17 protein-coding genes and 1 pseudogene are annotated in these 19,198 nt (G+C 72.3%); 4 read left to right on the top strand and 14 right to left on the bottom strand.

Annotation, left to right across the window (positions count from 1 at the left end):
* Position 1: 1 nt before the first annotated feature.
* The 9 genes and pseudogenes from ACFY8U_RS29265 to ACFY8U_RS29225 all read right to left on the bottom strand — a co-directional run bounded on the left by ACFY8U_RS29265 (position 2) and on the right by ACFY8U_RS29225 (position 12,258).
* Positions 2-820 (bottom strand): RNA methyltransferase, encoded by an 819-nt coding sequence (locus tag ACFY8U_RS29265; protein ID WP_260230355.1) that lies wholly within the window; start codon positions 818-820, stop codon positions 2-4.
* Between the two features lie 73 nt (positions 821-893).
* Positions 894-2,135 (bottom strand): uroporphyrinogen-III C-methyltransferase, encoded by a 1,242-nt coding sequence (cobA, locus tag ACFY8U_RS29260; RefSeq protein WP_389575307.1) that lies wholly within the window; start codon positions 2,133-2,135, stop codon positions 894-896.
* Between the two features lie 276 nt (positions 2,136-2,411).
* Positions 2,412-6,047: a nicotinate-nucleotide--dimethylbenzimidazole phosphoribosyltransferase gene (cobT, locus tag ACFY8U_RS29255; RefSeq protein ID WP_389575306.1), complete on the bottom strand. Its 3,636-nt coding sequence runs from the start codon at positions 6,045-6,047 to the stop codon at positions 2,412-2,414.
* A gap of 331 nt (positions 6,048-6,378) precedes the next feature.
* Positions 6,379-7,584, bottom strand: coding sequence for a precorrin-6y C5,15-methyltransferase (decarboxylating) subunit CbiE (gene cbiE, locus ACFY8U_RS29250; RefSeq protein ID WP_361438843.1), 1,206 nt, complete (start codon positions 7,582-7,584; stop codon positions 6,379-6,381).
* 70 nt (positions 7,585-7,654) lie between these two features.
* Positions 7,655-8,290 (bottom strand): GNAT family N-acetyltransferase, encoded by a 636-nt coding sequence (locus tag ACFY8U_RS29245; RefSeq protein WP_361438845.1) that lies wholly within the window; start codon positions 8,288-8,290, stop codon positions 7,655-7,657.
* Between the two features lie 214 nt (positions 8,291-8,504).
* Entirely contained in the window at positions 8,505-9,362 is an 858-nt protein-coding gene (locus ACFY8U_RS29240) for a MetQ/NlpA family ABC transporter substrate-binding protein (RefSeq protein WP_361767801.1), read from the bottom strand.
* 91 nt (positions 9,363-9,453) lie between these two features.
* Positions 9,454-10,122 (bottom strand): methionine ABC transporter permease, encoded by a 669-nt coding sequence (locus ACFY8U_RS29235; RefSeq protein WP_389575305.1) that lies wholly within the window; start codon positions 10,120-10,122, stop codon positions 9,454-9,456.
* Positions 10,119-11,219: an ATP-binding cassette domain-containing protein gene (locus ACFY8U_RS29230; RefSeq protein WP_361601759.1), complete on the bottom strand. Its 1,101-nt coding sequence runs from the start codon at positions 11,217-11,219 to the stop codon at positions 10,119-10,121. The genes ACFY8U_RS29235 and ACFY8U_RS29230 overlap by 4 nt, the downstream gene beginning before the upstream one ends.
* Positions 11,220-11,565: 346 nt before the next feature.
* Positions 11,566-12,258: pseudogene (locus tag ACFY8U_RS29225) on the bottom strand (HAD-IA family hydrolase).
* A gap of 71 nt (positions 12,259-12,329) precedes the next feature.
* Between ACFY8U_RS29225 and ACFY8U_RS29220 the strand changes: the two are divergent.
* Complete coding sequence (locus ACFY8U_RS29220) at positions 12,330-12,692, top strand: hypothetical protein (protein ID WP_361438853.1); 363 nt, start codon at positions 12,330-12,332, stop codon at positions 12,690-12,692.
* Positions 12,692-13,102, top strand: coding sequence for a hypothetical protein (locus ACFY8U_RS29215; protein ID WP_389575304.1), 411 nt, complete (start codon positions 12,692-12,694; stop codon positions 13,100-13,102). The genes ACFY8U_RS29220 and ACFY8U_RS29215 overlap by 1 nt, the downstream gene beginning before the upstream one ends.
* Before the next feature lie 15 nt (positions 13,103-13,117).
* Here ACFY8U_RS29215 and ACFY8U_RS29210 read toward each other — a convergent pair whose 3' ends face one another.
* The 3 genes from ACFY8U_RS29210 to ACFY8U_RS29200 all read right to left on the bottom strand — a co-directional run bounded on the left by ACFY8U_RS29210 (position 13,118) and on the right by ACFY8U_RS29200 (position 15,503).
* Complete coding sequence (locus ACFY8U_RS29210) at positions 13,118-13,600, bottom strand: GNAT family N-acetyltransferase (RefSeq protein ID WP_361767792.1); 483 nt, start codon at positions 13,598-13,600, stop codon at positions 13,118-13,120.
* 17 nt (positions 13,601-13,617) lie between these two features.
* On the bottom strand, positions 13,618-14,163 hold the full coding sequence (locus tag ACFY8U_RS29205) for a sigma-70 family RNA polymerase sigma factor (RefSeq protein ID WP_389575303.1): 546 nt from the start codon (positions 14,161-14,163) through the stop codon (positions 13,618-13,620).
* Between the two features lie 164 nt (positions 14,164-14,327).
* Positions 14,328-15,503: a glycerophosphodiester phosphodiesterase gene (locus tag ACFY8U_RS29200; protein ID WP_389575302.1), complete on the bottom strand. Its 1,176-nt coding sequence runs from the start codon at positions 15,501-15,503 to the stop codon at positions 14,328-14,330.
* 225 nt (positions 15,504-15,728) lie between these two features.
* Between ACFY8U_RS29200 and ACFY8U_RS29195 the strand changes: the two genes are divergently transcribed.
* A complete protein-coding gene (locus ACFY8U_RS29195) occupies positions 15,729-16,400 on the top strand; it encodes a lysophospholipid acyltransferase family protein (protein WP_361438863.1) in 672 nt (223 codons plus the stop codon).
* A 103-nt stretch (positions 16,401-16,503) separates the two neighbouring features.
* On the opposite strand, the gene ACFY8U_RS29190 is transcribed toward ACFY8U_RS29195, so the two are convergent.
* Both ACFY8U_RS29190 and ACFY8U_RS29185 read right to left on the bottom strand, forming a co-directional pair.
* Entirely contained in the window at positions 16,504-18,048 is a 1,545-nt protein-coding gene (locus ACFY8U_RS29190) for an MFS transporter (RefSeq protein ID WP_389575301.1), read from the bottom strand.
* Positions 18,045-18,596, bottom strand: coding sequence for a helix-turn-helix domain-containing protein (locus ACFY8U_RS29185; RefSeq protein WP_361438867.1), 552 nt, complete (start codon positions 18,594-18,596; stop codon positions 18,045-18,047). The genes ACFY8U_RS29190 and ACFY8U_RS29185 overlap by 4 nt, the downstream gene beginning before the upstream one ends.
* Positions 18,597-18,681: 85 nt before the next feature.
* Here ACFY8U_RS29185 and ACFY8U_RS29180 point away from each other — a divergent pair, with 85 nt between their 5' ends.
* Complete coding sequence (locus tag ACFY8U_RS29180; RefSeq protein ID WP_389575300.1) at positions 18,682-19,191, top strand: HAD domain-containing protein; 510 nt, start codon at positions 18,682-18,684, stop codon at positions 19,189-19,191.
* Positions 19,192-19,198: the final 7 nt, after the last annotated feature.

Raw genomic sequence — 19,198 nt, 5'->3', positions numbered from 1 at the left:
GTCAGTCCTGCGGGCGGCCGCTCGCCACCGCGTAGAAGGCCACGGCCGCCGCCGCGCCCACGTTGAGCGAGTCGACGCCGTGCGCCATCGGGATGCGCACCCACTCGTCCGCCGCGCGCAGCGCCTGCGTGGACAGGCCGTCGCCCTCGGCGCCGAGCATCAGCGCCGCCCGTTCGAGCTTGTGCGGGGCGGCCACGTCGATCGGGGAGGCCTTCTCGTCCGGCGTGAGGGCGAGCAGCTTGAAGCCCGCCTCCCGTACCGCCTCCAGGCCGCGCGGCCAGGTGTCCAGACGGGCGTACGGGACGGAGAAGACCGCGCCCATGGAGACCTTCACGGACCGGCGGTACAGCGGGTCCGCGCAGTCCGGCGACAGCAGCACCGCGTCCATGCCGAGGGCCGCCGCGCTGCGGAAGATGGCGCCGATGTTGGTGTGGTCGTTGACCGACTCCATCACGGCGACCCGGCGAGTCGTACGGAGCAGGTCCTCGGCGCTCGGCAGCGGCTTGCGCTGCATGGAGGCGAGGGCCCCGCGGTGCACGTGGTATCCGGTGACGCGCTCGGCGAGCTCCGGCTGCACCGCGTACACGGGCGCCGGAACCTCGTCGATGACATCGCGCATGACGTCGACCCACTTGGCGGAGAGCAGCATCGACCGCATCTCGTACCCGGCCTGCCTGGCCCGGCGGATGACCTTCTCGCCCTCGGCGATGAACAGACCCTCGGCGGGCTCGCGCCTGCGGCGCAGCTCCACATCGGTCAGGCCGGTGTAGTCGCGCAGGCGCGGGTCGTCGGGATCGTCGATCGTGATGAGTTCGGCCACGAGGTGATACTGCCTTGTCCGGGGTGCGGTGCCAATGTGTGCGACGGGGGGTTCGAACGCCCCTGGTCGCGGGTTACTTCACAAGCTTGTCAGGGCCCTCGGCGACCACGTCGCCGATGACGATCACGGCCGGCGGGCGGACCTCATGGGCCTTCACGGTCTCCGCGACCGTGGCCAGCGTGGCGTCCACGCGGCGCTGGGTGGCCGTGGTGCCCTCCTGGACGAGGGCGAGCGGTGTCTCGGGGGACTTGCCGTGCGCGACGAGCGCCTCGGCGATCTTCCCGATCTTGTCGACGCCCATCAGGATCACCAGCGTGCCGGTGAGCTTGGCGAGCGACGCCCAGTCGACGAGGGAGCGCGGGTCGTCGGGCGCCACATGGCCGCTGACGACGGTGAACTCGTGGGCCACTCCGCGGTGCGTGACCGGGATGCCGGCCGCGCCGGGGACGGAGATCGAGCTGGAGATGCCGGGGACGACGGTGCAGGCGATACCTTCCGCCGCCAGCGCCTGGGCCTCCTCCATGCCACGGCCGAAGACGAACGGGTCGCCGCCCTTGAGCCGTACCACCGACCTACCCGCCTTGGCGTGCTCGATCAGCGCGTTGTTGATGGCCTCCTGCGCCATGAACCGGCCGTACGGGATCTTCGCCGCGTCGATCACCTCGACGTGCGGGGGCAGCTCGTCGAGGAGGTCCCGGGGGCCGAGACGGTCGGCGATGACCACGTCCGCCTCGGCGAGCAGCCGGCGGCCGCGGACCGTGATCAGGTCGGGGTCGCCGGGGCCGCCGCCCACCAGCGCCACGAAGGGGGTACGGGAACGGTGCGGCGGGGCCGCGAGGGAACCGTCCCGCAGGCCCTCGACGATCGCGTCCCGCACGGCCGCGGAGCGGCGCGGGTCGTGGCCGGTGAGCACCGCGACGGTCACACCCTCGCTGCGGCCCGTGGCCGGGGTCCAGGCGGTCGCCGCATCGGCGTCGTCGGAGCGCACGCACCAGGTCCTGGTCCGCTCGGCCTCGTCGGACGCGGCGGCGTTGGCGACGGGGTCGCTGGTGGCCACGAGGGCGTACCAGGCGTCGGCCATGTCCCCGCCCTCGTAACGGCGCTTGACCCAGGCGATCTCGCCGGCCTCGGCCATCGCCTCTACGGACGGGGTCGCGGACGGGGAGATCAGGGTGACGTCGGCGCCTGCCGCGATCAGGGCCGGGAGCCGGCGCTGGGCGACCTGGCCGCCGCCGAGGACGACGACGCGCCGGCCGGAGAGGCGGAGTCCGACGGGGTAGGCGGGGTACGCGGCGGTCTCGACGGGGTCGGCCATGGGTGTGCGGCTCCTCGGAGGGGCGGGGTAGGGGCCGCTGCGGCGGTGAAGCGGCTGGTGGGGCGCGGTGCGGTGATCAGTGCGGTGATCGGTGCCCACGATATCGGTCACCGGGGGTGGGCGGCCTGTGACGGATGTCCCTGCCGAGAGGCCCCGACCCGTGGTGGACGGACCGGAGCGGCGCCGCTCCGGTCCCTCGACCTCCCCCGGCGGAGCGACTGCCCACGACAGCGGGGGGGCGGCGGAGCCCGGGCCGCCGAGGGCCCGGGCCGCCGGCTACTTCTCCGTCACGCCTGCCGAGTCGAACGTCGCGACCTCGTGCATCGCGCGGGCCGCGCTCTGGACGATCGGGAGGGCCAGCAGGGCACCGGTGCCCTCGCCGAGGCGGAGGTCGAGGTCGACCAGGGGGCGCAGGCCCAGCTTGTTGAGCGCCGCCACATGGCCCGGCTCGGCGCTGCGGTGGCCCGCGATGCAGGCCGCCAGGGACTCGGGCGCGATCGCACGGGCCACGAGCGCCGCCGCGCCCGTCGAGACGCCGTCCAGGACGACCGGGGTACGCAGCGAGGCCGCGCCCAGGATCAGGCCGACGAGCGCCGCGTGCTCCAGGCCGCCGACCGCCGAGAGGACGCCGACCGGGTCCGCCGGGTCCGGCTTGTGGAGGTCGAGGGCGCGGCGGACCACGTCCACCTTGCGGGCGTGCATCTCGTCGTTGATGCCGGTGCCGCGACCGGTCACCTCGACCGGGTCGACCCCCGTGTACACGGAGATCAGCGCCGCGGACGCGGTGGTGTTCGCGATGCCCATCTCGCCGGTCAGCAGGGCCTTGTTGCCCGCCGCCACGAGGTCCCGGGCGGTCTCGATGCCCACCTCGATCGCGGCGAGCACCTCCTCGCGGGTCATCGCGAGACCGGTCGTGAAGTCACCCGTACCGGCGCGGACCTTGCGGGGCAGCAGACCGGGCGTGGCGGGCAGGTCCGAGGCGACACCCACGTCGACGACACAGACCTCGGCGCCCACCTGGTTCGCGAAGGCGTTGCAGACCGCTCCCCCGCCGAGGAAGTTCGCGACCATCTGGCCGGTCACCTCCTGGGGCCATGCGGTGACGCCCTGGGCGTGCACGCCGTGGTCGCCGGCGAAGATCGCGACGGCCGCGGGCTCGGGGATCGGCGGCGGGCACATCCGGGAGAGCCCGGAGAGCTGCGCGGCGATGATCTCCAGCATGCCGAGGGCCCCGGCGGGCTTCGTCATGCGCTTCTGCCGCTCCCACGCCTCGCCGAGCGCCTTGGCGTCCAGGGGGCGGATGTTGGCGACGGTCTCCTGGAGCAGGTCGTGCGGCTCCTCGCCGGGCAGCGCCCTGCGGCCGTACGTCTCCTCGTGGACGACCCAGGACAGCGGGCGGCGCTTGGACCAGCCCGCCTGCATCAGCTCGGGCTCCTCGGGGAACTCGTCGACGTAACCCACACACAGGTACGCGACGACTTCGAGGTGCTCGGGCAGGCCGAGGGAGCGCACCATCTCGCGCTCGTCGAAGAAGCTGACCCAGCCGACGCCGAGGCCCTCGGCGCGGGCGGCGAGCCAGAGGTTCTCGACGGCGAGGGCCGAGGAGTACGGGGCCATCTGCGGCTGCGTGTAGCGGCCGAGGGTGTGCCGGCCGCCCCGCGTGGGGTCGGCGGTCACGACGATGTTGACCGGGGTGTCGAGGATGGCCTCGATCTTCAGTTCCTTGAACTGCTTCGCCCGGGCCTTCGGCAGCGACTTGGCGTAGGCCTCGCGCTGGCGCTGGGCGAGTTCGTGCATGCTCCGGCGGGTCTCGGCGGAGCGGATGACGACGAAGTCCCAGGGCTGGGAGTGGCCGACGCTGGGGGCCGTGTGGGCGGCCTCCAGGACGCGGAGCAGCACCTCGTGCGGGATCGGGTCGGAGCGGAAGCCGTTGCGGATGTCGCGGCGTTCACGCATGACGCGGAGCACGGCCTCGCGCTCGGCGTCGTCGTACCCGGGCGCCGGGGCGCCGACGGGCTCGTCGCCGCCGGACACCTCGATGTCCTCCGCCTCGATGTCCGCTGCCTCGATGTCCGCTGCCTCGATGTCCGCTGCCTCGACATCGGCCGCCTCGGCGTCCCCGGCCTCCGGGTCGGCTGCTTCGGCGTCCGCGGCCTCGGAGTCGGCTGCCTCGGCGACGGTCTCGTCGGCGAGGGCCTCGTCCGGGCCCGGCTGCTCGACCGCGGGCTCTTCGGCGACGGGCTCGTCGACAGCCGGCTCCTGGACGGCGGTCTCCTCGGCGGCGGTCTCCTCGGCGACCGGGGCCGCCTCGACGGCGGGCTCGGCGACCTCGACCGCTTCGTCGGTCGGCGCCTCCGCCACGGGCTCCTCCGCGGGGGCCGCTTCGACCGGCTCGACGTGCTCGACCGGTTCGGCCGGCTCCGCCTGCTCGGCGACCGGTTCCGCCGCCGCGGGCTCCTCGGCCACCGGCTCCTCGGCCACCGGCTCCTGGGTGACCTGCTCCTGGGTGACCGGCTCCTCCGCCACCGGCTCGGCGACGGCCTGGGCCACGACCTCGGCTTCGAGGGGGGCCTCGGCTTCGACGGGGGCCTCGGCCGCGGCCTCGGGCTCCTGCGCCGCCTCGGCGGCGGCTTCCTCGGCCGGCGGTACGGGTACGGCGGCGGCCGGTCCGCCGTCGCGCGGCGCCGGGACGACCACAGGGGGCTCCTCCACGAGCGCCTCGGCCGGAGCGGGCACCTCCACGGGAGCGGGGACCTCCACCGGAGCCTCGGCGGGCTCTTCGGCGGCGGGCTCCTCGGCAACGGGGGCCTCGGCCGGCGGCTGTTCGGCGGCCGGTGTCGGCGCCAGGTGCGGGGTCGTCGGGACGGTGCCCTCGACCTGGACGAACTGACCGACCGTTTCTGCGGGCGTCGGCTGCTGCCCGTGCATCTGGGGCTGCGGGTCCCAGGGAACGCCGCCCTGCGGCTGCATCTCGCCGAGCTGGGGCGCGACCGGGCCGGCCGGCTGCTCCTGGGGGACGTCGAGGTACTCGGGGCCGGTCGTCGGCGGACCCGCGACCCGGCTGGGGACGGGGATGGGCGCCGTCGCGGCGACGGGGGAAGGCGCGGGCGCGGCCATGGGCGCGGGTGCCTGGACGGCGGAGGCGGGGCCGCGGTCGGCGAGGGACCGTACGACTCCCCCGTTGTTCTCCGGCACCGGCGGGCCCATGTGCAGGGGGCGGCGGGCGGGCGGCGCGGCCGGGACGGAGGCCGGCGGCGGCACGCGCACGCCACCGAGGTCCACCGAACCGGAGTCGCGGCCGGCGGCCTCGTGGGCGCCGGTGTCGAGGATCCCGGGCTCGTAGCCGTGGTCGGTCACGACCTCGGCCCCGTACGGCTCCTGGGGCGCCACGGGTACGCCGTGGGCGGGGGTGGAGAGGATCTGACCGGACTCGACGGGCACCGGCACGCCGTGCGCGGGGGTCGAGATGCCGTGGTGGACGTTCTCGGGCGCCACGGGCATGCCGTGCGCGGCCTCCGGGGCCATCGGGACACCGTGCGCGGGGGTGGAGACGGCCTCGTGGGCGACGGGGGCGGCCGGGGCGGCCATCGGGGTCTGGGCGGCCAGGGCGTCGGCGATCGGTCCGGCCAGCGGGTCGGTGAGCGGGTCACCGGACGGCGGCAGCTGGCCCGGCATCATGCCCTGCGCGGGAACCTGGGCGGGGACGGCGACCGGCGGCGCGGGTACGGAGCCGGGCTGGTGCTCGCTCCACGCGCCCTGCGCGCCGGGCATCAGAAGCAGATCGTCGTCGTCGGCTGCGCTCTCGGAGGGGTCCAGGAAGGTGTACGCGCCCGGAGCGGGGATGCCCGGCTGCTCGACCATGCCTGCGTTCTCCGGCAGCCCCTCGCCGGGGACCTGGCCGGTGTCCGTCATGCGTACCCCTCGCCCATCGGTTGTGCTCCTTCAGACCTTCGCCCGTCAACAAGAACGAGCGTGCGCGCCGTGCGGCACGAATGACGCGCGGACACCCCAGCATTGTCGCGGCCATCGGCCGTCATGACAGGCGGATCCGCCACGGTTTGCTGTGGACTGCGCCACGTCGCGCGTCCCCCGGTCGCTCCGTACCACATCAGCGACCCAAAGCGGTCACTACTTCCGGACATTGGCGAACAAATGGCCGAAGGTCCGGGTGCGGTACGACGATCGGCCAGCCTACCTGGCCGGGTGGGCGGGTCGATCACGGGTGGGGGTCCCCCCGGCGCGGCTAAGGGGAGGTCGACCGGCGTCCGGAGAGCAGGAAGACGACGGAGCGGTCGCGTTCCGACCAGTCGCCGGGGTCGAGTCCGACGCTCTGCAGCAGCGCGCATTCGACGGTGTAGCCGCCCTCGGTGAGGGCGGCGCCGATGGCCTCGGCCTCGTCGCGGGTGGAGGCGTGGGCGACGATCCGCTCGGGCCGGCGGTCGGTGCAGGCGGTGACGACGGGCACGCCGCCGCCGCCGATCCGTACGACATCGGGTTCGGGGAGCCGTTCGAGGACGTGCGGGGCGCGGCCCCGTACGGCCTGGAGCTGGACGCCGTGACGGCGGGCGGCGGCCTCCGTGCGGGCGCAGGCGTCCGGGTCGGCGTCCACGGCGATGACGGCGGCGCCGAAGCGGGCGGCCTCGACGGAGAGCGCGCCGCCGCCGCAGCCGATGTCCCAGACGAGGTCGCCGACGCGGGGGCCGAGGCGGGCGAGCTGGGCGGCGCGCAGGGTGGGGTCCTCGCCGCTGCCTCCGCGCGCGGCGGCAGGGTCGTCCGGCGGCAGGGCCCAGCCGCGTACGGCGGGGGTCTCCTGGCCCATGAGCCAGCCTCCGGGCGGGGCGCCGGCCGTGCCGCCGATCACGATGACGACGTTGGGGTCGCGCCAGGCGTGGTCGGCGGCCTTGTCGGAGGTGAGGACGGTGACCTGCTCGCGGTCGGTGCCGAGCTCCTCACAGATGACGAAGGTGCGGTGGACGCCGTCGAGCAGGAGGGCGAGTTCGGCGGGTCCGGCACCGGGCGAGGTGAGGACGGCGACCTTGGGGTGGGCGCGGCAGACGTTGACGGCGCGGCGCAGGGTGCGCTGGTGGGCGACGACGATCCGGGCGTCGTCCCAGGGCATGCCGGCGCGGGCGAAGGCGGCGGCGACCGGGGAGACGGCCGGGACGACCTCGACCTCCAGGCCGTGCTCGGGGGCGCGCAGGGTGCGGACGACGCCGAAGAAGCCGGGGTCGCCGTCGGCGAGGACGACGGCGGTACCGCGGTGGCCCGCGATGCGGCGGGCGGCGAGGTCGACGCTGCCGAGACGGATGCGCTCGGCTCCCGGCGGGACCTCGGGCAGGGTGAGGTGGTGCGCGGCGCCGGCCACGAGCGTGGCGGCGGAGAGCGCGGACCGGGCCGCTGGGGTGAGGGGCGAGCCGTCCCAGCCGATCACCGTGACCCGGTCGGCCATCGTCGTCTGTCTCCTGAGGTCTTGTCGCAGGTCGGGGGCGTGTCGAGGGTACCCGGCTTCGGTTGCGGGCTCAGCTCCAGTCGGTGAAGGAGGAGTAGCCGGCCTCCGCCATCTGGTCGGCGACGCCTTCGAGGTCCTCGGGGAGCAGTCCCCAGACGATGAAGTCGGTGCGGAGGTCGGCCCAGGTGCCGTCCTCGGTGCGGGTGCGGGCTATGCAGGCGCCGCGCAGGACACCCTCGCTGATGCAGCCGATCTTCTGGGCGACCTGCTGGGAGGCGGTGTTGTCGGCCGCGGTGCGCAGCTCGATACGTTCGAACCCCTGGTCGCCGAAGAGCCACTGGGCGGTGGCGAGGGCGGCTTCGGAGGCGTATCCCTCGCCGCGGGCCCAGGGCGCGACGATGTACGACATCTCGGTGGACCGGACATGCCAATTGGTCCTGCCCAGCTGGATGATGCCGACGAGGCGCTGGGTGAGGAACTCGGTGACGGCGAGGTCGAGGCCCCGGCCGGCTTCGCGTTCGGCGGGGGCGTACTCGGTGATCCAGCGGAGCGCGCCGTCCTCGGTGAAGGGCTGGGGGACGGCCGTCCAGGCCGCGACCATCTCGTCGTTCATCATCTCGGTGAGGGCGGGCGCGTCCGCCTCTTCGAGCGCGCGCAGCACCAACCGGTCCGTGTTGATGGAGATGTCCGGAAAGGTGGTAGTCATGCGCAGCTCCATGCCGTGGACCGTCCGAATCGACCGTGAACGCACAGCATGCAGCATGCAGTCGCCGGTGTGCATGGCCGGGTCCGATGTGGCGTCAGATACGGCGTGACACGGCGGGACACGGCGAAGGCCCCGCGCACCGGACGGGGTGCGGGGGCCTTCGTCGTAAGGAACTGTACTGCGGACTCCCGTCGCAAGGACGGTGCGACGGGCCTTACTTGGCGACGGCGCCGAAGGCCGGGACGACCGAGCCGGTGTACGTGTCCTCGATGTACTTCTTCACCTCGGGCGAGTTGAGGAGCTTGACGAGCTTCTGCACGCGCGCGTCCTTCTCGTTGCCCTCCTTGACGGCGAGGAAGTTGGCGTACGGGTTGCCGTCCGCCTTCTCCAGGGCGATGGCGTCCTTGGCGGGCGAGAGCTTGGCCTCGATGGCGTAGTTGCCGTTGATGACGGCGGCGTCCACGTCGTTCAGGGCGCGGGGCACGGTGGCGGCCTCCAGCTCCTTGAACTCCAGGCCCTTCTTGTCCGTGATGTCGGAGAGCTTGGCGTTGGTGCCGACGCCGTCCTTCAGGCTGATGAGACCGTTCTCGGCGAGCAGCTGGAGCGCGCGGCCGCCGTTGGTGGTGTCGTTGGGGACGGCGATGGTCTGGCCGGCCTTGATGTCCGAGAGGGCCTTGACCTTCTTGGAGTAGAGGCCGAGCGGCTCCAGGTGGACGTTGACCACCGGGACGATGTGGGTGTTGTTCTTCTTGTTGAAGTCGTCGAGGTACGGCTTGTGCTGGAAGAAGTTGGCGTCGACCTGGCCGGACTCGGTGGCGGTGTTCGGCAGGACGTAGTCCGTGAACTCCTTCACCTCCAGCTTCAGGCCCTCCTTCGCGGCGAGGTTGTCCTTGACGTAGTTCAGGATGTCGGCGTGCGGCGTCGGGGACGCGGCGACGACGAGCGGCTTGTCGGCGGAGCCGGCGCCGTCCTTCGCGGAGGACGGGTCCGACGCGGTGCCGCAGGCGGTGAGGCCCAGGGCGAGCGCGGCGGTGGCGGCGATACCGGCGGTGAGCTTGATGTTCTTACGCACGAAGAGTGCCTCTTTCCGGTGGTGCGGTGGACGCCTGGACAACAAGTCCGGGCTCTTCTTCGAAGGACGAAGTCTGGGGTGGCGCCGTGGGTCAGGCGGTGCGGCCTCGGCGGGCGAGGAGGCGGACGGCGAGGTCGCCGATGAGCTGGACCACGGTGACGATCGCGATCAGGACGACGACGGTGACCAGCATGAACTGGGTGTCGAAGCGCTGGTATCCGTAGGTGATGGCCTTCGAGCCGAGGCCCTCGCCGCCGACCGCGCCGGCCATCGCGGAGTAGCCGATGAGCACGATGACGGTGGTGGTGACGGCGGAGACCAGCGAGGGCAGGGCCTGCGGCAGCAGCACCTTGCGCACGATCGTGGTCACGGAGCCGCCCATGGACTGGACGGCCTCGACCAGGCCGTGGTCGACCTCACGGATCGCGGTCTCGACGAGGCGCGCGAAGAACGGGATGGCGCCGATGGCGAGCGGCACGATCATCGCGGTGGGGCCGATGAAGGTGCCGACCACGAAGGTCGTGAAGGGGATCAGGGCGATCAGCAGGATGATGAACGGCAGCGAGCGGCCGATGTTCACGATCACGCCGACGACCTTGTTGACGACGGTGTTCTGCAGCAGGCCGCCCTTGTCCGTGAGGACAAGGAGGATGCCGAGCGGCAGTCCGCCGGCGATCGTGACGACCGTGGCCCACAGGACCATGTAGAGGGTGTCGACCGTGCCCTGTTCGAGGAGGGGCTGCATCTCCGACCAGGTCACTTGGCACCTTCCTTGACGAGCACGGGCGCCGCCTCCGGCGCGGTCTCCTCTTCGACGACGTCGACCTGGAGGCCCTGCTCGCGCAGGAAGCCGACGGGGACGACGTTCTCCTCGTACCGGCCGGGCAGTTCGATCCGCATCCGGCCGATCTGCTTGCCGCCCACGGTGTCCATGGCGGCGCCGAGGATCGAGATGTCGATGTTGTACGTACGGGAGAGCTGGGAGATCACCGGCTGGGTGGCGGCCTCGCCGTGGAAGGTCACGTCGACGACCGTGCGGTCGGGCCCGGTGGGGGCGCCGCTGACCGGGAAGAGCTCGGCGGCCAGCTCGGAGCCGGGGGTGGCGAGCAGTTCGCTCACGGTGCCGGACTCGACGATCCGGCCCTTCTGCATCAGCGCGGCCGAGTCGCAGATCGTCTTGACGACGTCCATCTCGTGCGTGATGAGCAGGACGGTGAGGCCGAGCTGCCGGTTGAGGTCGCGCAGCAGCTGGAGGATGGAGCGGGTGGTCTCCGGGTCGAGCGCGCTGGTGGCCTCGTCGGAGAGCAGGACCTTGGGGTTGCCGGCCAGGGCGCGGGCTATGCCGACGCGCTGCTTCTGGCCGCCGGAGAGCTGACCGGGGTAGGCCTTCGCCTTGTCGGCGAGGCCGACGAGGTCGAGGAGCTCCAGCGCACGGCGGGTGCGCTCGGCGCCGGAGACGCCGAGGATCTCCAGGGGGAGTTCGATGTTGTCCTTGACCGTGCGGGAGGACAGCAGGTTGAAGTGCTGGAAGACCATGCCGATGCTGCTGCGGGCGCGGCGCAGGTCCTTGCCGGCGCGGCGGCCCGTGGCGGCGAGTGCGGTGAGGTCGACGCCGTCCACCGTCACGGTGCCGGAGGTGGGGCGCTCCAGGAGGTTGACACAGCGGATGAGCGAGGACTTTCCGGCGCCGCTCTGGCCGATCACGCCGAACACCTCGCCCTCGCGGACATGGAGGTCGACACCGTCCAGAGCGGTGACCTGGCGGCCTCGCGACTCATAGACCTTTGTCAGGCCCGAAGTGGTGATCACAGGGGTTTCCGTCACTGTCGAGTGCGCGGCGCGGGGTCCGCCGGGCACGGGGCATTCGTCGTTCGGACAGTCAGGCGCAGATGGGCCGGCTCCGGTGGGTGAACCGGAAGGCAGCGCGTGCGCGGGGCGGGCACGGTCCGGCGCCGGTTTCGGCGGGCGGATCGGCTCGGCCGTCGGGGTCTCGCTTCGGGGCGCGAGGCTCGGCGGGGGCCCTCAGATGGCGCACATTCGACACAGACAACGAGCACCGGGCGTCGTGATCGCCTCGGTCGCAAGGGTGCGGCTGCTCGTCGTGGTCATGTCTGCAAGTAAAGCACGCACCCCTTCGGCCGAATCGGGGGTGTCCGTATAGCGGACATCGTTGAGACATCATGCGGACACCCCCGACCTGCCGTCACACCCCGGCGGTGGCCTCCACTCCCCCGTCGGTGGCCTGCGCGAATACCTCCGACAGGTCGGTCACGACGACATCGGCGTCGAGCCAGGAACGGTCGTGGGTTGTGGCCAAGGCCACGGTCCGCATGCTTGCGGCGCGCAGGCGACGAGGCCGCGGGAGCGTCCTCGAAGACCACGCAGGCGACCGGGTCGACGCCAGCTTCGCGGCGGCGAACGGGAAGGGCTCGGGGTCGGGCTTGCCGCGGGTGATGTCGTCGGCGGCCACCATGACGGGGAAGTCGACCCCGGCCTCACGCAGCCGCGCCCCGCCGAGCTGGGGGTCCCTAGGCGTCAGCTCTGGGGGGGGAGGGTCACGGAGGTGACGACGGCCCAGCGGCCGGCGGGCGGCAAGCGGCGGGCAGCGGGCGGCGAGGAGAGCAGTTCCTTGGTGCCGGGCAGCAGCTCGACCCCGCCGGGGCCGTCCTCGACCTCCAGCTCCTCGATCCGGCGCAGGGCGTCGGGCACCCTGGCCGCGAGCAGCAGCTCGGCGATGACCTCGGCGGCGGGCCGCCCGTGCGCTCGACGCGGGCGAAGTCCTCGGCCGACATCCCGTACCCCCGGCCTACCGCGTCCAGCAGCGGTCCACGGACGCCATGGACGAGACGAGGGTTCCGTTGTTGTCGAACAGGAGGGCTTCGGCGCGCATCTTCATGGGTCTCGACCCTGCGGGGCGGGTGGGGGGCGAGCGCATCGGGTCTTTTGGCCCGTAATACCCTCGGGCCCATGCTTGACGCCCTGACGGTCGCGGTCTCGGTGGCCGCGCTCGCCCTCGCCGCCTGGTGCGGCTTCGCCTTCTCCCGCGACCAGCCGACCAAGGACTGGCACTTCATCGGCATGGCCGTGGTGACGTTCCTCGCACTGGTGCAGCTGATCGTCGGCATCGTGCAGCTGTCGCGCGGCGAGAAGGCCGAGGAGGGCACGACGATCTTCGTCGCCTATCTCCTGGGCTCGCTGTGCGCGGTGCCCGCGGCCGCCTTCATGTCGCTCAGCGAGCGGAGCCGCTGGGGCTCGGCGACGGTGGCGGCGAGCGGTGTCGTGCTCGCGGTCCTCGAGGTCCGCCTCTTCGACATCTGGACGGTGGGCTGATGAGCGCGACCGAGGGAGCCGGCCGCCTGGTCAAGGGCCCCGGCATGCTGCTGGTGTGGCTGTACGGCGTGATGTCGGTGGGCGCGGTCTCGCGCTCGATCTACCAGATCGCGACCGAGTTCGACCGGGCGCCGCTCGCGTACGCGCTGTCGGCGGTGGCCGCCGTGGTGTACGCCTTCATCACGTACACGCTGGTCAGGGGCGGGGAGACGGCCCGCAGGGCGGCGCTGGTGTGCTGCGCCGCCGAGCTGGTGGGCGTGCTGACCGTGGGGACCTGGACGCTGGCCGACCCGTCCGCGTTCCCCGACGCCACGGTCTGGTCGGACTACGGCTACGGCTACATCTTCATCCCGGTGCTCCTGCCGGTGACCGGGATCTGGTGGCTGCGGCGGTCGCGGGCGACCGCCTAGGCATGGGCGCCGGGCCTAGGCGGCCTTCTCCAGGGTCACGAGCGTGAGCCGGGGGCCGATCTCGCGCGCGGCGACCTGTTCGTACCCCTTGCTGCGGTAGAGCCTCAGGTTCCGCTCGCTGCGGTGGCCGGTGAAGAGCTGGAAGCGCTTGGCGGTGGGCGCCGGGTCGGCGGCGAAGTGGCCCTCGATGGCGTCGAGCAGCCGGCCGCCGAGCCCGTGGCGCTGCATGCGCGGGTGGACGATGAGCTTGGCGATCCGTACGGTTCCGGCCTCGTCGACCCGCCCGCGTACGGAGGCGACGATCTCGTCGCCGAGGCGCGCCACGAGCGCGTGGCCCTGGGCCAGTTCGGCCCGCAGGGCGTCCAGGGTCTGGGTGAGGGGCTCGATCGAGTAGTCGCCGTAGAGCTCGGCCTCGCTCTGGTAACAGAGGTACTGCAGCTTGAGTATGTGCTCCGCGTCCTGTGCGTCCGCGGCTGAGATGGTCACGCTCATGCCCATGTGCGCATGCCTCCCGCTCACCTGGTCCATCGGTCGGTCTCCCGCACCCTTCCCCTCGGGGTCGCCGCGGGAACCTCTGAGGCCAGCATTCTGCGCAGGCATCCCAGGCATCGGGAACGCATCGGCCCCAGACTGCCCTGTGAGATACCCAACTCCCCTGCGATTTCCCGGTAGGTGGGGTCGGCCGGGTCGAGCATCGCGGTGAGCAGACGCGGGCAGTGGCCGGGGGTCCGGCGGACGGCGGCGCGCACGGCGCGACGGCGTTCGGTCGTCAGCGCGGAGCTCTCGGGAGAGTCGTGCGGCTCGGTGGCCTCCTCGCCGCGGTACGGGCGTTCCCGCAGGGCGGCGCGCCGGGCGCGGCGGGCTTCGGCGCGGACGGCTCGGCGGAGCCAGTCGGCGGGGTGGCTCGGTGCCGCGTCGTCCTGGAGCCGTTCGAGGAGCTTGAGCCAGACGGCCTGTTCGAGGTCGCTCGCCTCGACGCCGGCGGCGGAGGCCTCCGCACTGGACTCGGCGGCGAGCAGCGGGGCGAGGGTGCGGAGGAGGTGGCGGTCGGTGGGGGTCATGCACGGCACGATGCGGGAGCTGCCGGGGGTGGTTGCGGTCCTGGGGTCAAACCACTCGGGCGGGTGCCGTTGCCGTGGTCCTGGCCCAGGGTCCTGGGCGTGTGCGGAGCACGGCAACGGGCGACGCACTCCCGCGACGGATCACATGACGGTCACACGACGGATCAGAGGTCGGACACCGCCAGGAGGGCCGTGTCCGGGTTGTCGGAGAAGATGCCGTCGATGCCCGTCGCCAGGTAGGTCTTCAGGGCGCCGAAGACGTCTCCGTAGGCGTTCGGGTCCGTGCCACGGCGGAACTCGGCCGGCAGGAAGCTGTTCTCGTTGCGCTGGGTGTACGGGTGGAGGATCAGGCCCTTCGCGTGCGCGTCGCGCACCAGCGTGGTCGGGGTGCCGAGGCGGCCGCTCGCGTCACGCGGGATGACCAGGTCGAGGGTGGGTCCGATGCCCTGTGCGAACGAGGCGATCCAGCGCAGGCCCTCGGGCGTGACCAGGTCGGCGACCGTGCGCGGGTCGCCCGCCTGGACGAAGTCCCAGGGCCGGCTGCCGGCGGCCGAGAGCAGCACGACCCGCGGGGAGTTCACCAGCTTCGCCAGGCGCTGGATGCTGCTGGGCTCGAAGGACTGGAGGAAGACCGGGGAGTCGGCGCGGTGACGCCCGTACCGGCGCAGCAGCGTGGCGAGGCGCTCCTCCAGGCCGAGGCCGAGGGAGCGGAAGTAGGTGGGGTGCTTGGTCTCGACATGCAGCCAGACGTCGCGGCCGCGACGGCGGCCCTCCCGTTCGGCCCAGCGCAGCACCTCCTCGAAGGTCGGGATCTGCCAGCGGCCGTCGTACAGCGTGTTCTCCTGGCGGGTGCCCGGGATGCGCTCCTTGGCACGGAGGGTCTTGAGCTCGGCGAGCGTGAAGTCCTCGGTGAACCAGCCGGTGTACGAGACGCCGTCGACGGACTTGGTGGTCCTGCGCGAGGCGAACTCGGGGTGGTCGGCGACATCGGTCGTCCCGGTGATGTCGTTCTCGTGGCGGCAGACCAGGTGTCCGTCCTTGGTGGGGACGAGGTCCTGCTCGATCACGTGCGCGCCGAGGTCGAGGGCGAGCTGGTAGGAGCCGAGGGTGTGCTCGGGGCGGTAGCCGCTCGCGCCGCGGTGGGCGATGACGGTGGGGACGGGGAGGGAGCGGTGGCCGTGCCCGCGGCCCGCGCCGTTCGATTCCGCGGCCTGGGCGTTGCCCGCGGCGAGGACCGAGGAGGCGCCGAGGACGGCGGCTCCCGCCACGCCCGTCACCGCCGCGCCCGCCGCTCCGAGGACCGTCCGCCGAGCCGGGCTGCCGTGCGCACCCTGTGTCATGAAGGCTCCTTCGATGTGATGTCCCGCACCTGTCAAACGACGCTCCGACCGTAGGCAGTCACCCCTTACCTGCGGCAGACCCTGGTCGAACATGGCGGAAACACACGTCAACACTGTGTATCCACTCGGTGAACCCGATGTGCGCACGACCATGACCCGCGAGTATCGTCCTCACCTGCACGGCCCCCGTTCGACGCCGCCCCGCCCCCGACACCGGAGGAACCGTTGTCCCGTCTCGCACTCATCAAGGCAGTGCTCGGACCGATCCTGCGTCTGATGTTCCGCCCACGTGTGGAAGGTGCCGAGAACATCCCCGGGACGGGTCCGGTGATCCTGGCGGGCAACCACCTCACCTTCATCGACTCGATGATCATGCCGATCTGCACGGACCGCCCGGTCTTCTTCATCGGCAAGGACGAGTACGTCACGGGCAAGGGCTTCAAGGGCCGGCTGATGGCCTGGTTCTTCACCAGCGTCGGCATGATCCCGGTGGACCGCGACGGCGGCCGGGGCGGTGTCGCGGCGCTGATGACCGGCCGCCGCGTCCTGGAGGAGGGCAGGATCTTCTCCATCTACCCGGAGGGCACCCGCTCCCCCGACGGCCGGCTCTACCGGGGCCGTACCGGCATCGCGCGGCTGACGCTGATGACCGGCGCGCCGGTGGTGCCGTTCGCGATGATCGGTACCGACAAGATCCAGCCGGGCGGGGCGGGGCTGCCCCGGCCGGGCCGGGTGACGGTCCGCTTCGGCGAGCCGATGGAGTTCTCGCGGTACGAGGGGATGGACCGGGACCGCTATGTGCTGCGGGCCGTGACGGACTCGGTGATGTCCGAGGTGATGCGGCTGTCCGGCCAGGAGTACGTGGACATGTACGCCACGAAGGCGAAGGCCGCGTAGCCGGCACGACATGGACGAAGGGCCCCGCACGGCAGTCGCCGTGCGGGGCCCTTCGCGTGTGACGCCCGGGGTTCCTCGTCGTTCGTGACGCCCACGGTGTGCGTCAGTGCTCGATGCCGTCCTCCAGCTTCTGGCCCTTCAGGAGGAACCAGGCGGCGACCGCCGTCGCGAGGAGGACCGCCGCGCCGACACCCGCCGCGATGTTCAGACCGTCGACGAAGGCCTCCTGGGCGGTGGAGACCAGGCCGGTGGCCGTGGCGGGGTCGAGACTCGCGGAGGCCTCGACCGCGCCTCCGAGCGAGTCGTGGGCCGCCGCGGCGGCGTCGGCCGGGACGCCCGCCGGAGCCGTGAAGCCCTGGTAGACGCCGGTGACGATCGAGCCGAGGAGCGCGATGCCGAGCGCCGCGCCCAGCTCGTACGCCGTCTCGGAGACGGCGGAGGCCGAACCCGCCTGCTCCTTGGGCACGCTGGAGAGGATCACGTCGGCGGTGACGGTGAACGAGAATCCGGCGCCGAGGCCGACGACGAGCAGGGCCGCGCCGAGCAGCGGGTAGCCGGTCTCCTTGTGGACCAGGGTGATCGCGGCGAGCGCCAGTCCGATCGCGCCCAGACCGCCGGTGACGATGGCCCGTACGGAGAACCGGCGGGCGTACCGGCCGGCGAGCAGACCGGTGGCCACCGCGCCGACGGCGGCGGGCAGTTCGGCGAGTCCGGCCTCCAGCGGGTCACGCCCCTGGACGAGCTGCAGGAACTGGGAGAGGAAGAAGACCAGTCCGGACAGTCCGAAGACGGTGAGCAGATCCGCCAGGACCGCGCCCGAGAAGCCGCGGTGCTTGAAGAGCCGCATGTCGAGCAGGGGCGCGGTCAGCGTGTGCTGCCGCCGGACGAAGGCGTACAGGGCCGCGGCGCCGATGACGGCGGCCGCGCCGACCTCCCACGTCAGGCCGTGCGAGGCGACTTCCTTGATGGCGTAGACGACGCCGATGACACCGACGAGCGAGAGCCCGACGCTGACGAGGTCCCAGGGACCGGAGACCGGGTTCTTGGACTCGGGCAGCAGCTTGATGCCGACAAGGACCAGGGCGATCATCACGGGGAGGTTGATGAGGAAGACCGAGCCCCACCAGAAGTGCTGGAGCAGCGCTCCGCCGACGACTGGACCGACGGCCGCACCGGCCGAGGCGGTGGCGCCCCAGATGCCGATGGCGAGGCTGCGCTCCTTGGGGTCGTGGAAGATGTTCCGGATCAGCGCCAGGGTCGACGGCATCAGCGTCGCGCCGGCGACACCGAGGAGCGCGCGGGCGACGATCATCATCTCGGGGCTGGTGGCGTACGCGTTGAGCACCGAGACGGCACCGAACGCGGTCGCACCGATCAGGAGCAGCTTCTTGCGGCCGATCCGGTCACCGAGGGAGCCCATGGAGACGAGCAGACCGGCGATCACGAACGAGTAGATGTCGCCGATCCAGAGCAGCTGCGTACCGGACGGCTTGAGGTCCTCGCTGAGCGAGGGCGTCGCGAGACCGAGTACGGTGGCGTCCACCGCGACCAGCAGGACGGCCAGGACGAGTACCGAGAGCGCGAGCCAGCGGCCGGGGCTCTTCACCTCCGCCCCCGTCGTCGGGCTCAACTGCTGGGTCCTGCTCATTTCTCCACGCTCCGTCGTGCGCCACCGAGCAGCAGCTCGGTGATCATGTACTGAAAGTCGTTGCCGGCGACCCTGCCGTCCATCACGGACCAGGCACAGGCCGAGACGAGGCCGTAGAGGGCCTCGGTGAGCCAGGCGGGGCTCAGGTCGATCCGGAAGGTGCCTTCCTCCTGACCGCGCCGGAAGAGGGCGCTGACCCTGGCGTCGAGCCGGGACCAGCCCTCGTCGACGTCGTCGCCCTCGAAGAGCTGGTTCTCGGTGACGAGGAAGGCCAGCAGCGGGGCGTTGGGCTCGGTTTCGGCGACGAGCCGCCGTAGCGCCTCGTCGGCCGGGCCGTCGTCGAGGCGGGCGGCGTCGCACGCGGCCTCGAACTCCTCGAGCCCCATCGCCTCCAGCGCCCTGACCAGCGCGTCCCGCCCGGCGAAGTGCCGGTGCAGGGTGGCGCGGCCGATCCCCGCGGCCCGGGCGACCTCGTCCATGGTGGCGGTCGATTTCCGGGAGAGCAGGGCGGCAGCGGAGCGGAGCACCTGGGTGCGGTCGACTGACATGAGACAACCATACACCGAATGAGACGCCGATGTCTCATTCGATAATTCGACGCCTCATCAGGAGGCGGGAAGGAATGCTGTGGGCATGACGAAGCCGCTGCTGCTGATCGATGTGGACGGGCCGCTGAATCCGTACGCGGCGCAGCGCGAACGCCGTCCGGAGGGGTACACCACGCACCGCATGCGGCCGAGCGGGTGGACCGGTCCGAAGCCGCTGCGGGTGTGGCTGAATCCGGCGCACGGGGGCGAGCTGCTCGCGCTGGCGGAGGCGTACGAGCTGGTGTGGGCGACGACGTGGAAGGGCGAGGCGAACGCCTGGATCGGGCCCCGTCTCGGGCTGCCGGAGCTGCCGTTCGTCGACTGGCCCCAGATGCACGGAAGGGCCCCTCGCGGGACCTTCTGGAAGACGCAGTACATCCTGGAGTACGCGGCGGGGCGGCCGTTCGCCTGGGTGGACGACGACATCACGTCGTACGACCACGACTACGTGGAGCAGAACCACCTCGCCGCCGCCCTGTTGCTGCACGTCGACGAGCGGATCGGACTGCTCCGGCCGGACTTCGACGCGCTCGCGGACTGGGCGGCGGCGCTGTGACGCTCTG

The sequence above is a fragment of the Streptomyces sp. NPDC012508 genome, assembly GCF_042902595.1.
Taxonomy (GTDB): Bacteria; Actinomycetota; Actinomycetes; order Streptomycetales; family Streptomycetaceae; genus Streptomyces.
The sequence above is the reverse complement of the archived record's forward strand: the minus strand, read 5'-3'. Positions and strand labels throughout refer to the sequence as shown.